Here is a 12942-nt window from a genome sequence, read left to right as displayed (position 1 = left end):
GATCGGATGCTCGCATTCGGCCGCGCCAAAGGCAATGATGACCAGTACAGATCCGAGCACACCCTATTGGAAGACCAAGCGTCTCAACGAGATGACCAACGCGGAGTGGGAAGCCCTCTGCGACGGCTGCGGCCTGTGCTGTCTCAACAAGCTCGAGGATTGGGAAACCGGCGAGGTGATGTTCACATCCGTCGCCTGTCGGCTGCTGGATGGCGAAAGCTGTCGCTGCAAGGACTATCCGGGCCGCCAGTCGATCGTGCCTGATTGCATTCAGCTTACCCCCGACCAGGTGGACGAGATCGGCTGGCTGCCGCCGAGCTGCGGTTACCGGCTGGTGCATGAGGGGCGCGACCTTTACTGGTGGCACCCGCTGGTGTCAGGCGATCCCGACACCGTGCATCAGGCTGGTATCTCTGCCCAGGGCCGCACGGTCAGCGAAGAGCATGTTTCTGTCGAGGACTTCGAGGATTACCTCTGCGATTGGCCTTTGACGGTGGCCGGGAACGCACCCTGATAGCCTATCCCTTACAGTCTGTCCCATAATCGCCGCTGGCGGTCTGCAAATGGCGATTTCTACCCTGAGCTTGATACAGTCGCATTTCCGCACGAAAAACCGCTCCGCACGTCTTCTGGAAATGCTTGTGTTCACGTCAATTAAGTACGCTCCCCTCCGGTTCTCGAAATCATCATTTTCACCTGAGCAGCAAGTCTTGAGTAGACCGTAATACCAGGTGTCATTGAAAGTGACGCTCGCTATTCAATTTTTGAATGTCTCGCGCCCCGGATGCATTTAAGATGTTCTAAATCGCTTCTAGGTAAGTCTCGTACAAGTTTTACACTATAATTTAATCTTGATTGAACCCAATTCGGTGCAATGGAGAGATTATGTCGAGACTGGACTGGTCGCTTGTCAAAAGCTTTGTCCGCGATGCGGCCCCGGTGCCCGATGCGGAATGGGTCGCGCGGAAATTTGATGAGTTCCTCCGGCGATCCGATCCTGCCGATGCCTTTGCGATTTCGGGGGTGTTTTCGCTGGCGCATCCTTTTTATGTGCCAAAGATGAGCGATGCTGTCGCTGACAATTTGGCGATTTCGGTGCCGGAACTTGGCGAGGCTCTCATGCGGGCGCGGCTGACGGCCTCACGAGCGAAGCAGCCGAATGTTCTGGTGGCGTGCCTGCCGAAATCGGCTTCAACCTTCATCGGTCAGAGCTTGATGAAGGTATTGAATGTGCCGATGGCGGTGCTGATGTCCTCGGCCTTGTCGCCGCAAACGCCTTTTTCCATGGGTATTACCCTGCGTGAGCAGGAGACGGATGAATTGGCGTTGATCCAATACGGCAATAATGGCCAAGGCTATGTGGCGCAGCATCATTTGCGCTGCACGCCGTATCTTTGCCGGCAGCTTGAGCTTTACAACATTCGCCCGATCGTCACTTACCGCAATGTCTATGACAGCCTTGTCAGTCTGGATGACATGATGCGCAAGCAGCAACGGGAATGGGCGGCAACCCGTGGCAAGGACGCAATCTATTTCAGCGATGGCCTGCCATCCAATTATTGTGAACTGGACGACGAGACACGCTATCTGATCCTGGTGGATCGCCAATGTGCCTGGTATCTGCAATTCTTCATGAGTTGGAAGCGCTGCGAAGCGCTCGGTCTGGTCAAGCCGCTCTGGGTCTCCTACGAGGAGGATTTTCTCGGAAACAAACAACGTCTGGCCGAGAGGATCGCTGCTTTTGTCGGGCCGGAATTCCTCGATTCTGCAAAGCTGCACGAGGTGTTTTCCGAGACGGTGCAGGCGGGTCATGCCCGGTTCAACAAGGGTGTCAGCGGTCGGGGCAGCCAATTGCCTGAGCGTGTCAAGGATCGCATCAGGGCGAGTTTCGATCTCTATCGCGAGGATTTCGATTTCTCCGAAATATTGCCCGACTGATACCTCTAGTCTGCCGGCCCTTCAGGTGCTTCACGCCGCTTGAATTTTTGCGCCGTCGCTGCGGTTGAGGATTGCACCGCAGGTTGTGGCTGCCTATATAGCGGCTTCGGGGATAGGCGGCTGTACTATCACACTTGCGAATTTGCCGATTTATTTCCTGTATCGTTTCGACACGCGAATGTATCGGATCGTGATACGCTTCGTGTGAAATTGCAGGCACGAGGAGTGTTTGGCAATTCGAGCCGGGGAAGCTGGGCTCTTGCTGTCATTCACGTAAAGACGTGTGAGTTCGATGTAACTTTTTTTGGTTATTTACTTCTGCCAATATTGATAGTTAAAAGCTGGAATGCAATTTTGAAAACGTCGCGAGCCGAATATTTTACTATTTCTGCTTGCAGCCAGGAAGGACAAGCTCATGAATATCGGAGAAGCCGCCGCAGCCTCCGGCGTTTCTGCGAAGATGATCCGCTACTATGAGGAAATCGGGCTGGTTTTGCCGGCGCGGCGCACCTCAAGCAACTATCGGGTCTATGGCGAAAATGAAGTCCACCGTCTGCGCTTTGTGCGGCGGGCTCGGACTCTCGGGTTTTCCCTGGAGGAAACCGAGCGGCTGCTGGCGCTATGGAGCGACTCCGGCCGGAAGAATGACGATGTGCGCCTGGTGGCGATGAACCACCTGCGCGAACTCGAAGAGAAGATGGAAGCCATGCAGGCCATGGTCGACACGTTGAAAAACCTGGTCGACCATTGCGAGCAGGGCAATCGTCCGGATTGTCCGATCCTGGAAAATCTCGGCGGTGGCAGCATCCTGGAGCGCAACAGCGTTTCCGAACCATGCCATGGCAAGGAAATGGAGCAGGCCTGAGGCCTGATCCGCCTGGCCACCGGCTAGCGCTCGCAACGCGAGCGTGCTTGCGATCGAGCGTTTGAGACAACGGGCAAGGCCCGTGCACGGACGCACCTGAACCCTGGGGGCGGGGGAATGGGGCGGGCGGCCGGTCGAAAGACCGGCCGTCAATCTTTGTGGCAGATGCCGTTTTGCTCTGTCATGTCGTGATCGACGAGATGCGATCCGGCACAACCCTTCTCGTGATACAGTTCAACGCGTTGCCAATTGCCTCAATCCCGGCGTCAGAAAACGTTTCGGTCGAAAACGGGTTTGCGCCGTGACCGGCTGCTCAAGATAAGAAAAAAATCCAGTATAGGAAAATAGTCCTTGACAGCGTGACGGTGCTTTGGTAGTGTTTGTCTACGGTCGGAAATCTGTGGGCGCCGCTAGGCGGCATCAGCTGGGAGAGGCGATATTGGCCGGAGCCATCGCCAACAACCATTTCCAGGGCCTTGCTCCGCCACCCTCGGGTTTGTTCCAGGGATCCGCTTCAGGCAGATGACACATTGACATATTGATGGAGAATTCGGCTGATTGCTGCTCGCCATAAGGCTGAGCATGACATCAAGGTCGATTGCCACTTTTGATATTTATTCTGCAGCCCGGGTCCACCCCGGGCTTTTTCGTTATGGCCTTATCCGCCCGAAAGGGGTGATTCTCATGGAGCATTTGGACATTTCGCTCTTCGGCTGCTGGCCGCTGCCTGCGCTGGAGCAGACTGTCGACAGGCGGATGCTGGCGGCAGCGCTCGACATCGGGATGTTGGAAATCAAGGCGGCCGATCTCGCTGCGCTCAGCGATCACTATGCGGGCCTGCTCAACGAGCTGACAAGGGAAATGGCGGCGCAGTTCGAGCAATTCCGGCTGCTGCGGGAAGGGGCGGCGGCGCTGATGGAGGGCGGCGACGAAGCCGCCGCCAAGCTTGCCCGCGCCGATCTCAAGGCCGCAACCGAGGCGATGTCCGTCATCGTGCGCACGCTGGAAAAGATCGACGCCCTGCAACGCCAGCTGGCCCGTGACCGCGAGGCCCAAGCCGACAGCGCCGAGGCGAGCGAAAGCTTTGACGCTGCCGAAGCCCGGTTGCTCGCCCTGATCGAGACGCAAGCCGAGGTAAAGGCCTGCCTGCTGTTCGAGCGCTGGCAGGCGGAAAGCCTTGCCGCGACGGGACCGCCGGCGGGGTAGGGAAGACGACGCGAGAGTGTACTGGAGAGGAATGAGGGGCCGAAGCCTTAAGATGTGCAGCGCAGACCACGGTTCAATCTGACTTTGACAGACTCCAGCGCTTCCAGTGCCAAGCATCTGCCAACCACCACAAGGAGATCAGGTGAAACGACGCAAGCACCGTCTGTCCAGCACTCTGTCGGCACCGGCGCTTCTGGCTGCATCGCGGCAGGGGGCGGGGGCGTTGGCGGGGTTGCGCCGGGACATGCAGGCGCTGGGGGACGTGGTGTCAGCAATTGGCAAAGACGGTGCTGAATTGGTCGAGGCGCTGGCGGCGAGGCAGGCCGATCGTCCACAGGTTTCGCCGAAGATGGCGGCCGGTGCGCGCGATTCCCAAAGCCTGCTGCGCGGCCTCGACCCCAAACTCCTGCACAGGCTTGCCCGCAGCTGGCCGCTTATCCGCCATCCGCTGCAGGCGCCGCCCGAGGGGGACTGGCGCAATTGGCTGCTGATGGGTGGGCGCGGTTCGGGCAAGACGCGGGCAGGGGCCGAATGGGTGCATGCGCTGGCGTCAGCAGGCGAGAAATCCGGCCTGCGCATTGCTCTGGTCGCGGAAACCCTGGGCGATGCCCGCGAGGTCATGGTCGATGGCCTCTCCGGCATTGCCCGCATCGCCAGGCACAAGCGGCCGGAGGTGGAGATTTCGCGCCGCCGGCTGGTGTGGCCGAATGGCGCGGTGGCGCAGATCTTTTCGGCCGAAGACCCGGAAAGCCTGCGCGGGCCGCAATTTCACTATGCCTGGTGCGACGAGATCGCCAAATGGAAATATGCCGACGAAGCCTTCGACATGCTGCAGTTTTCCCTGAGGCTGGGTGAGGACCCGCGCCAGGTGATAACAACGACACCGCGTCCGGTGCCGATCCTCAAGCGGCTGCTCTCCGATCCCGGCACGCGGCTTTCGCGGCTCTCCACGCTTGGCAATGCCGGCAATCTGGCGCCGGGCTTCATCGAGGCCCTGCAGGCGCGCTATGGCGGGACGAGGCTCGGCCGCCAGGAAGTGGATGGCGAACTGATCGAGGACCGCGAGGATGCGCTCTGGCGGCGCGACCGGCTGGAAGAGCTGACCGTCAAGCTTACCGAGCCGCTCAGCCGCATCGTTATCGGCGTCGATCCGCCCGCGGGAGCGGGCGCGCAATCGGTCTGCGGCATCGTCGTTGCCGGTCTCGACCGGTTGGGCCGCGCCGTGGTGCTGGCCGATTGCTCTGTCACGGGCGAAAGCCCGGCCGGCTGGGCGGCGGCGGTGCTGCGCGCCTTTCGCCGCTTCGAGGCGGACCGGGTGGTGGCCGAGGTCAATCAGGGCGGGGAAATGGTCGGCGCGCTCCTGAAAAGCGTCGAGGCCAATCTGCCGGTCCGGATGGTGCGTGCCACCCGTGGCAAATTTTTGCGCGCCGAGCCGGTTGCCGCGCTCTACGAGCAGGGCCGCGTGCTGCATGCCGGTCGCTTCACCGATCTCGAAGACCAGATGTGCGATTTCGGCCCCGATGGCTTGTCGAACGGCCGCTCGCCGGACCGGCTCGACGCGCTGGTCTGGGCGCTAACCGCGCTGCTGCTGGATGGCGTGGGCGAGCCGCGGATCAGGACGCTTTAGGGGATTGGGAGCTATCTGAAGAAATGTTGAAGGCAGTTCTAGAGGGCTTCGCACCCCCTCATCCCCCTGCCGGGGACTTCTCCCCGCTGGGCAGAGGAGACCGAGATGATCGCACTGATTGCCACGTCGGCGCTGTGAGCGAGAACTATCTACTTTTCCGCAATGCTTGAAAAAAGCGCGGGCGATCCCGTCAAATCTCTTCTCCCCAGCGGGGAGAAGGTGGCGCCCTCTTTTAGTAAAAAAGGACGGATGAGGGGGGCGAAGCCCCTACCGCCACGACAATACGAAAACGCCGCAGCGTTCCTTGAAACACTGCGGCGCTCTCTTGAAAAGCAGGTGAAATTACTTGCTGGCCGGAGCCGGCTGAGTGGCCGGCTGGCGCATCTGGCGCCATTCGGACTCGAGCCGTTCAACGATATGGGCGGGAATAGTCCGGCTGGCCTCTGCAATGGTCTTGCTGATCTGGCTGCTGCTCTTGGCGTCCATCACATTATTCCTCTGTCAAACGGCCGCGCCCGTCATGGACGCGGCTGCCCTTGTGGTCCGGGCGGTGGATCTGTGCCGCTCATAACCGGCTACGGCCCAGAAAGTTCCACATGCTTAAGCGAATGTAAATATCTCGTGATCGGCCATAAAACGATTGAAATCTGTTTAACCGATTTAAATTCAAGCATTTTTTGGGTTCAATCTCGGCGGGCCTCTGCTTTTCCTGCGCTTTTTAAGGGTATTAACCACAATGATGAAAACGCCGATGCAACAGTTGTTCGATCAGATCCGTATCACGCTTTGCGGAGGCCGACTCACTCAGGCGCAGGTGGAGAGCATCAACGCGGTGCTCGGCGCCTGCGCACGCCATGGCATCAGCGATGCCCGCCAGCGCGCGTATGTGCTAGCCACCGCCTTTCACGAAACCGCCGGCCGCTTCCAGCCGGTACGCGAAACCTTGGCCGCGACCGATGCCGAGGCGATCAGCCGGCTGGAGCATTCCTATCAGGCCGGGAAGCTGCCGCAGGTCCGCGTGCCCTATTGGCGCCCTGACGAAAAGGGGCGATCCTGGTTCGGGCGCGGCTTCGTGCAGCTTACCCACCGGCGCAATTACCAGGCTCTGTCCGCCGCCCTCGGCATCGACCTCACCGTCGATCCTGGCCGCGCTCTCGAGTGCGACACTGCCGCCGACATCCTTGCGGTGGGCATGCGCGATGGCCTGTTTTCCGGCACCCGCCTTGCCGACGTCTTCAACCCCACGACCTGCGACTGGCTCGGCGCCCGGCGCATCGTCAACGGCCAGGACCGGGCGGATCTGGTGGCAGGTTATGGCAAGGCGATTTGCGGGGGGTAGGGGCCGCCGCCGCCATATTCAGTTTGCGATGACGCTGCTTTTTTGACTTGCGGGCTTCTCTACCATGCGAAGCCGCGCTCTTTGCACCCATCACCTTCTCCAGGAGTCCTCCATGCTCTCTGCCTTTCGCCTGCCGTTTCGGCGGGCCTTTCGTGCTGGCGCGCCTGATCAGGCCAAGGCGGCGGTAGGCCCACGGGCCGGGGTGTCCGTGATGGTCTCGGGCCTTGGCGCGCGCGGCACAGGCCGGTCCTATGCGGCGCTGTCGCGGTCTGGTTTTCTCGGCAATCCGGTGGCGCATCGCGCCGTCCGGCTGGTCTCCGAAGCCGCCGCTGCCGTGCCGCTACTGCTCTATCGCGGCTTGCCGCAGCAGGGTGCGCGGGAACTGACCGGCCATCCTGTGCTGACGCTCTTGGCCCGCCCGAGCAGCCGGGCGACGGGGACGGATCTGTTCGAGACGCTCTATGGCCATCTGCTTTTGTCAGGCAATGCCTATCTGGAGCCGCTGTTTCTCGGAGCGCGGCTGGCGGAACTGCATCTGCTGCGGCCGGACCGGGTGACGGTGGTGGAGGGCGCCGATGGCTGGCCGCTGGCTTATGATTACCGCGCCGCTGGTGTCAGCCGTCGCATTCCGGCGGAAGGCGAGCCGCAGCCGATCCTGCATCTGAAACTGTTTCATCCGCTCGACGATCTCACGGGCTATGCGCCGCTCGCCGCCGCCCATAACGCGCTTGACCTGCACAATGCCGCCGCCGCCTGGAACAAGGCGCTGCTCGACAATTCGGCCCGTCCCTCCGGGGCGCTGGTCTACCAGCCCAAGGAAGGCGGCAACCTGCCGCCCGACCAATATGAGCGGCTGAAGGCCGAGCTTGAAGCCGGCTATTCCGGCCCCTTGCAGGCGGGGCGGCCGATGCTGCTTGAAGGCGGTTTGGACTGGAAGGCGATGAGCCTCACCCCGCGCGACATGGACTTTACCGATGCCCGCAACGGCGCGGCCCGCGATATCGCGCTGTCGCTCGGCGTGCCGCCGATGCTGCTGGGCATTCCCGGCGACAATACCTATGCCAATTACCAGGAGGCCAACCGCGCCTTCTACCGGCTGACCGTGCTGCCGCTGATCCGCCGCACGCTGGCCAGCCTCTCCGGCTTCCTCTCCGATGCCTTTGGCGACATGCTGACCCTGCAACCCGATCTCGATCAGGTCGAAGGCCTGTCAGCGGAGCGCGATGCGCTATGGACCCGGGTCGGGGCTGCGGATTTCCTCAGTGACGAGGAGAAGCGGCAGGCGGTGGGGTATGGGGATTAGGTTCCTGGAAAATCAGCAGGTTAGATAAAGCTCCGGACTCAGTTTTTCAGGTTTTACAAGCCGCCAGACAAGAGCTCCATCGGTTTGATAATAGAGGTTAATAAGGGATTCTAAATATTAGTAAAATTTTATTTAGTTAATCTTGTTGTTGAGCAAAGACCCCTCCCCAACCCCTCCCCACAAGGGGGAGGGGCTTAACCTGCCGCACCGTTTTTTGCCCTGATCGACGTTTCTATTTTCGGCGAGGCGAGGCCGCGAGTTTTCTCCCCCTTGTGGGGGAGATGGCCGGCAGACCAGAGGGGGCCCCGAGGCGAAAGTGATGAAAATGCCGCTGTCCCCCAATCCACCAGCCGTCCCCCATCCCAACCAGAAAGTCCACATCATGACCGACTTCACACCCGGCACCCCGCTCTGGGGCGTGCGGCTGGCGGGCGCGCTGGCTGGTTCCGCGATATCGCTGATCTATCTTCTGCCGCGAACCCAGCGCGAGGCGGCAAGCCGGTTTTTCACCGGGCTCGCCTGCGGGCTGATTTTCGGCGGCGCCACCGGCCAGTGGCTCGCCCGCAAGCTTGATATCCTGCAGGGCCTGTCGGGTGCCGAAGTGGTGCTGGCCGGGGCAACGCTCGCCAGCCTGTCGGCCTGGTGGGTGCTCGGCGTGCTCGCCCGGCTGGCCAAGCGCTACGGCTGAACCCGATACGAAATCCAGACATCCAAGGAGACTTTCATGCCTGTTTCCCACGGGCGCGGCGAAGCTGTGCCCAGATCCCGCCCGCTCAAAGCGTCGCCGCCAAACCCTTCCACACCGTTGCGGCTGCGGCGCAAATTCGCGGACCTGACGCTGTCGGATTTCAGTGGCGACGGCACGTTCAGCGGCTATGCCAGCGTGTTCGGCGAGGTCGATCTTGGCCGCGACGTGATCGAGCCGGGCGCCTTTTACAATTCGCTCGCCACGCGCGGCGCGGGTGGTATTCGCATGCTCTACCAGCACGATCCCGCCCAGCCGATCGGCGCCTGGACGCTGCTGAAGGAGGACGCGCGCGGCCTTTACGTCGAGGGCCGGCTGTCGCCGGGCGTGCGGCTGGCCGAAGAGGTCCGCGCGCTGATGAAAACCGGGGCGCTGGACGGGCTCTCCATCGGCTTCCAGACGGTCAAATCCCGCCAGGACGCCAAGACCGGCATCCGCCGCATTCTGGAGGCCGATCTCTGGGAAATCTCTGTCGTCACCTTTCCCATGGCCCCTTCCGCCCGGGTTTCCGATGTCAAGCACCAGCATTTCTTTCGCGACAAGGAGACCGAACTGATCCGCAGCATCCGCCAGGCGGCCAAGGCGATGGCCACCGGCAATTTCAAAACCGACATGTTCAAGTGAGGATAATATGAGCGACCAAAATTTTTCAGCCCCCGAAATCAAGGCCATCCCCGAGACGATGACCGAGGCTTTCGACGATTTCATGCAGGCCTTTTCCGAATTCAAACAGGCCAACGACCAGCGGCTCGGCGAGATCGAGCAGAAGCTGACATCAGACGTCGTGACCCGCGACAAGGTGGAGCGGATCAATAAGGCCATGGACGAACAATCCCGGCTCATCGAACAGCTGGCCTTGAAGAAACTGCGCCCGGCACTGGGCAGCAAGAGCGGTCGCGGCGGCAGCGACAGTGCCGAGCGCAAGGCCGCTTTCGAGGCCTATATCCGCCGGGGCGACGAGGCGGCGCTGCGCGATCTCGATGCCAAGTCCATGGCTGTGGGCAGTGCTGCCGATGGCGGCTATCTCGTCACCGACGAGACCGACAGCGAGATCGGCACCCGGCTTGCCTCGATCTCGCCGATCCGGCAATTGGCCAGCGTCCGTCAGGTCTCGTCTTCGGTGCTGAAAAAGCCGTTTGCGCCCTCGGGCATGGCCTCCGGCTGGGTGGCTGAAGCCTCGGCGCGGCCGCAGACCGATACACCGCAGCTGACGGAACTGAGCTTCCCCACCATGGAGCTTTACGCCATGCCGGCCGCCACCCAGGCGCTGCTCGACGATGCCGCCGTCGATGTCGAATCCTGGATCGCCAGCGAAGTCGACATCGCCTTTGCCGAGCAGGAGGGGGCGGCCTTCGTGGCCGGTGACGGCACTAACAAGCCCAAGGGCTTCCTCGCCTATGACACGGTCAACGACAGCGCCTGGGCCTGGGGCAAGATCGGCGTCAAGACCACGGGCGTGGCCGGCGGCTTCGCGGCCAGCGGCGCCTCCGACATTCTGCTCGACACGATCTATGCTGTGAAGGCCGGCCACCGCCAGAACGGCACCTTCGTCATGAACCGCAAGACACAAGGCGAGATCCGCAAGTTCAAGGATGCCGACGGCAACTACCTCTGGCTGCCGCCCGCCGGCCCCGGCCTTGCCGCATCGCTGATGGGCTTTCCGATTGCCGAGGCCGAGGACATGCCCGACATCGCCGCCGGTTCGCTCTCCATCGCCTTCGGGGATTTCAAGGCCGCCTATCTCGTGGTTGATCGCATGGGCGTGCGCGTGCTGCGCGATCCCTATTCCGCCAAGCCCTATGTGCTGTTCTACACCACCAAACGCGTCGGCGGCGGCATGCAGAATTTCGAGGCGTTGAAGCTGATCAAGTTCGCGGCGAATTGATTTGAAACGCTGATACCCCTTTGGCATGCCGAACCCATTGAGCATGAAACGCCTTGAAACGATAGGATGTTTTGGCTCCGCCCCCCTCATCCGCCTGGCGGCACCTTCTCCCCGCTGGGGAGAAGAGACCTAGGCGCTACCGTTCCATGTTCATCTGACGCCGGACCGTTGTGGAAAGGGTGCGGCGTACTCCTTCTTCTCCCCAGCGGGGAGAAGGTGGCTCGAAGAGCCGGATGAGGGGGGCGAAGCCCTTAAATCGCATCGTGTAGCGGACTGTGGTAGGGGGGCAGGTTCTAACTTTTTATGCAGAAAAACCCCTCCCCAACCCCTCCCCACAAGGGGGAGGGGCTTAACCTGCCGCACCGTCGCGCCTTGAATTGAGCAGGACGGCGCCGCGAGTCTTCTACCCACCTGTGGGGGAGATGGCCGGCAGGCCAGAGGGGGTAAATCTTGGCGCCAACGCCATCCCGGAGATCCCAAAATGACCACCACCATTCTCACGCCCCCCACGGCGGAGCCGTTGACGCTTGCCGACGTGAAGGCGCAGCTGAAGATCGACACTGGTGACGAAGACGCGCTGCTGTCCGCCCTGATCACCGCCGCGCGCCAGCATCTGGAAGCCGAGACCGGGCTTTGCCTGATGACCCAGACGCTTCGGCTCTACCTCGACGACTGGCCGCCGGGCGAAGTGATTCTGCTTCCGAGAAGCCCGGTGCAAACTATTGATGCTGTGACGGTTTATGACGAGGACGGCGTTGAACTTCATGTTTTACTGAAAGATCATTTACTCGACGGGCAGGCGCGTCCGGCACGGCTTTGGCTGAGAGATCGGCCGCTGCCGGGGCGGGTGCTGAACGGCATCGAAATTGACTTCACTGCCGGCTTCGGCTCTGCCGCCACCGATGTGCCGGACACGCTGCGCCGGGCGATGAGCCTGCATGTGGCCACCATGTATGCGTTCCGCGGTGCGGTCACGCTTGCCGATCAGCCGGCGGCATTGCCTGCGGGCTATGACCGGCTGATCGCGCCTTTCTGCCGCAGGAGCCTGTAATGGCCGCCTTCACCATGCCCGATCCGGGCCGGATGACGGCGCGGCTCACGCTGGAACAGCCGCAGGATACGTCCGACGGCCAGGGCGGCACGATCCGCAACTGGCAGGCGGTCGCGAGCCTCTGGGCGCTGATCGAGCCGCAATCGGTGAGCCGCGACGAGCGCGGCGGGGCCGAGGTGGCGACCGTCAACCACAGCGTCACCATTCGCTTTCGCAGCGATATCCGCCGAGGCGACAGGCTGGTGAAGGGCGGCCGAAAACTGGTCGTGCGGGCTCTGCGCGACCCCGACGAGAGCCGCCGCTTTCTGCTGCTCGATTGTGAGGAGGAGGTGCAATGAGCCTGAGTTTTTCCACGAGCCTTTCCATGACGGGTGCGGACCTTTCGGCGGCGCTTCGCCAACTGATCGAAACCGATGTCACCGCTGCCGCGCAAAGGCGTAGCGAGGCGGATGAGGCCGCACCGGCAGCCGCCGCCCAAGACGTGATTGGCAGCGATGCAGCCGAAACCGTCGCGGCACGACCGACGTCGAGGCGGGAGGCCGGCCAATGACCAGCCCGGTCAACCAATTGCTGACGGCCATGACCACGGCGATCCTGGCGGATGCCGGGATATCGGCGCTTGTTGGCCCCGACGGCATCAAGGACCGCCGCCTGCTGCGCTCGCCAGAGCCATATCTAACGGTCGGCGATGTCACGGTCACCGATCTCTCCACCGACGATGATGGTCTGCTCGAGGCGCAGGTGGTGCTGCAGGCCTGGTCGTCGATGAGCCGTCGCGAGGCCGAGGCGCTGGCCGCCCTGGTGCGCGGCCTGCTGCAGGATGCTGCCCTGCCGCTCGCCACCGCCAGCCTCGTCTCCCTGCGTCATCTCAAGACCGTGAGCCGCCGCGACATCAAGACCGGCCTGTTCCTGGCCGAGCAGCAATGGCGGGCGGTCATCGGGTGAGGGAGGTTGCCGGCGACGCCGCCCATATGACGATCTGA

At 61.9% G+C, this 12942-nt stretch carries 15 protein-coding genes; 14 read left to right on the top strand and 1 reads right to left on the bottom strand.

Annotated features, from left to right (window positions below):
* Positions 1-37: 37 nt before the first annotated feature.
* From BJF91_RS23335 to BJF91_RS23315, 5 genes are all read left to right on the top strand, one after another.
* Entirely contained in the window at positions 38-514 is a 477-nt protein-coding gene (locus BJF91_RS23335) for a YcgN family cysteine cluster protein (protein ID WP_075617050.1), read from the top strand.
* A gap of 371 nt (positions 515-885) precedes the next feature.
* On the top strand, positions 886-1938 hold the full coding sequence (locus BJF91_RS23330; protein WP_075616891.1) for a hypothetical protein: 1053 nt from the start codon (positions 886-888) through the stop codon (positions 1936-1938).
* A 415-nt stretch (positions 1939-2353) separates the two neighbouring features.
* Positions 2354-2803 carry a Cu(I)-responsive transcriptional regulator gene (gene cueR, locus BJF91_RS23325; RefSeq protein WP_075616890.1) on the top strand — a complete coding sequence of 150 codons (450 nt, stop codon included), beginning with the start codon at positions 2354-2356 and terminating at the stop codon, positions 2801-2803.
* A gap of 684 nt (positions 2804-3487) precedes the next feature.
* Complete coding sequence (locus tag BJF91_RS23320) at positions 3488-4009, top strand: hypothetical protein (protein WP_075617049.1); 522 nt, start codon at positions 3488-3490, stop codon at positions 4007-4009.
* 349 nt (positions 4010-4358) lie between these two features.
* Positions 4359-5636, top strand: a complete 1278-nt coding sequence (locus BJF91_RS23315) for a DNA-packaging protein (protein ID WP_139310839.1) — start codon at positions 4359-4361, stop codon at positions 5634-5636.
* Between the two features lie 342 nt (positions 5637-5978).
* Here BJF91_RS23315 and BJF91_RS25140 read toward each other — a convergent pair whose 3' ends face one another.
* Positions 5979-6122, bottom strand: coding sequence for a hypothetical protein (locus tag BJF91_RS25140; protein ID WP_162843914.1), 144 nt, complete (start codon positions 6120-6122; stop codon positions 5979-5981).
* A gap of 250 nt (positions 6123-6372) precedes the next feature.
* Here BJF91_RS25140 and BJF91_RS23310 point away from each other — a divergent pair, with 250 nt between their 5' ends.
* The 9 genes from BJF91_RS23310 to BJF91_RS23270 all read left to right on the top strand — a co-directional run bounded on the left by BJF91_RS23310 (position 6373) and on the right by BJF91_RS23270 (position 12904).
* Entirely contained in the window at positions 6373-6975 is a 603-nt protein-coding gene (locus tag BJF91_RS23310; protein WP_234801702.1) for a glycoside hydrolase family 19 protein, read from the top strand.
* Between the two features lie 112 nt (positions 6976-7087).
* Positions 7088-8278: a phage portal protein gene (locus tag BJF91_RS23305; RefSeq protein ID WP_075616887.1), complete on the top strand. Its 1191-nt coding sequence runs from the start codon at positions 7088-7090 to the stop codon at positions 8276-8278.
* Positions 8279-8660: 382 nt separating this feature from the next.
* Positions 8661-8966, top strand: a complete 306-nt coding sequence (locus BJF91_RS23300; protein WP_075617048.1) for a DUF6107 family protein — start codon at positions 8661-8663, stop codon at positions 8964-8966.
* 36 nt (positions 8967-9002) lie between these two features.
* Positions 9003-9647, top strand: a complete 645-nt coding sequence (locus tag BJF91_RS23295) for an HK97 family phage prohead protease (protein ID WP_083943450.1) — start codon at positions 9003-9005, stop codon at positions 9645-9647.
* Between the two features lie 7 nt (positions 9648-9654).
* Positions 9655-10908 (top strand): phage major capsid protein, encoded by a 1254-nt coding sequence (locus BJF91_RS23290; RefSeq protein ID WP_075616886.1) that lies wholly within the window; start codon positions 9655-9657, stop codon positions 10906-10908.
* A 481-nt stretch (positions 10909-11389) separates the two neighbouring features.
* Positions 11390-11959 (top strand): head-tail connector protein, encoded by a 570-nt coding sequence (locus tag BJF91_RS23285; RefSeq protein WP_075616885.1) that lies wholly within the window; start codon positions 11390-11392, stop codon positions 11957-11959.
* Complete coding sequence (locus BJF91_RS23280) at positions 11959-12297, top strand: phage head closure protein (RefSeq protein ID WP_234801701.1); 339 nt, start codon at positions 11959-11961, stop codon at positions 12295-12297. The genes BJF91_RS23285 and BJF91_RS23280 overlap by 1 nt, the downstream gene beginning before the upstream one ends.
* A complete protein-coding gene (locus tag BJF91_RS23275) occupies positions 12294-12509 on the top strand; it encodes a hypothetical protein (RefSeq protein WP_075616884.1) in 216 nt (71 codons plus the stop codon). The genes BJF91_RS23280 and BJF91_RS23275 overlap by 4 nt, the downstream gene beginning before the upstream one ends.
* Positions 12506-12904: a DUF3168 domain-containing protein gene (locus BJF91_RS23270; protein WP_075616883.1), complete on the top strand. Its 399-nt coding sequence runs from the start codon at positions 12506-12508 to the stop codon at positions 12902-12904. Before BJF91_RS23275 ends, BJF91_RS23270 begins: the two co-directional genes overlap by 4 nt.
* Positions 12905-12942: the final 38 nt, after the last annotated feature.

Source organism: Gillisella taibaishanensis (genome assembly GCF_001938985.1).
Taxonomy (GTDB): domain Bacteria; phylum Pseudomonadota; class Alphaproteobacteria; order Rhizobiales; family Rhizobiaceae; genus Allorhizobium; species Allorhizobium taibaishanense.
This window is presented reverse-complemented; position numbering and strand designations above follow the sequence as displayed.

Coding starts and splice junctions, on each gene's coding strand:
- BJF91_RS23335 (WP_075617050.1), top strand. CDS start 38: ATGACCAGTACAGATCCGAGCACACCCTATTGGAAGACCAAGCGTCTC.
- BJF91_RS23330 (WP_075616891.1), top strand. CDS start 886: ATGTCGAGACTGGACTGGTCGCTTGTCAAAAGCTTTGTCCGCGATGCG.
- cueR (WP_075616890.1), top strand. CDS start 2,354: ATGAATATCGGAGAAGCCGCCGCAGCCTCCGGCGTTTCTGCGAAGATG.
- BJF91_RS23320 (WP_075617049.1), top strand. CDS start 3,488: ATGGAGCATTTGGACATTTCGCTCTTCGGCTGCTGGCCGCTGCCTGCG.
- BJF91_RS23315 (WP_139310839.1), top strand. CDS start 4,359: ATGGCGGCCGGTGCGCGCGATTCCCAAAGCCTGCTGCGCGGCCTCGAC.
- BJF91_RS25140 (WP_162843914.1), bottom strand. CDS start 6,122: ATGGACGCCAAGAGCAGCAGCCAGATCAGCAAGACCATTGCAGAGGCC.
- BJF91_RS23310 (WP_234801702.1), top strand. CDS start 6,373: ATGATGAAAACGCCGATGCAACAGTTGTTCGATCAGATCCGTATCACG.
- BJF91_RS23305 (WP_075616887.1), top strand. CDS start 7,088: ATGCTCTCTGCCTTTCGCCTGCCGTTTCGGCGGGCCTTTCGTGCTGGC.
- BJF91_RS23300 (WP_075617048.1), top strand. CDS start 8,661: ATGACCGACTTCACACCCGGCACCCCGCTCTGGGGCGTGCGGCTGGCG.
- BJF91_RS23295 (WP_083943450.1), top strand. CDS start 9,003: ATGCCTGTTTCCCACGGGCGCGGCGAAGCTGTGCCCAGATCCCGCCCG.
- BJF91_RS23290 (WP_075616886.1), top strand. CDS start 9,655: ATGAGCGACCAAAATTTTTCAGCCCCCGAAATCAAGGCCATCCCCGAG.
- BJF91_RS23285 (WP_075616885.1), top strand. CDS start 11,390: ATGACCACCACCATTCTCACGCCCCCCACGGCGGAGCCGTTGACGCTT.
- BJF91_RS23280 (WP_234801701.1), top strand. CDS start 11,959: ATGGCCGCCTTCACCATGCCCGATCCGGGCCGGATGACGGCGCGGCTC.
- BJF91_RS23275 (WP_075616884.1), top strand. CDS start 12,294: ATGAGCCTGAGTTTTTCCACGAGCCTTTCCATGACGGGTGCGGACCTT.
- BJF91_RS23270 (WP_075616883.1), top strand. CDS start 12,506: ATGACCAGCCCGGTCAACCAATTGCTGACGGCCATGACCACGGCGATC.